Origin of the sequence: Edaphobacter sp. HDX4 (assembly GCF_036877565.1) — a bacterium.
In the GTDB taxonomy this organism is placed as follows: domain Bacteria; phylum Acidobacteriota; class Terriglobia; order Terriglobales; family Acidobacteriaceae; genus Edaphobacter.
In genome coordinates this window covers 1-254 of the sequence record NZ_JAEDXW010000082.1, presented here as the reverse complement: position 1 = coordinate 254, position 254 = coordinate 1, and the positions used below count along the sequence as shown (strand labels likewise).

Annotated in this window: 1 protein-coding gene; it reads left to right on the top strand. The window is 61.4% G+C overall.

Features of this window, described 5'->3' with window-relative positions; translation table 11 throughout:
- Positions 1 to 254 (top strand): hypothetical protein (locus tag JAO29_RS23200; protein WP_334270659.1); only part of this gene is annotated, 254 nt, incomplete at both ends.

The following is a 254-nucleotide window of genomic DNA, read 5'->3' as shown; positions in this document are numbered from 1 at the left end:
GGATCACAGAAGCTCAGAGGCCGCTTATGCGCGTGTGCAGGACCTGACCCGCGCTTACAACCAACTGGAAAGCGGCAAATGGGAGGGGATGATGGATTCGGCTCCGCGGGCGCGCCAGGTGTTCTACCAGGGGAATTGGCAGGTGTTGGAGCGGCTAGGGGTGTCGGGGAGTTCCGTGGCCCTGGGGGCACCGGGGTTGGCGAGTTCTGTGATGGATTCAGGTCACTTGGAGAAGGCTCCCTGGATTGAGTATC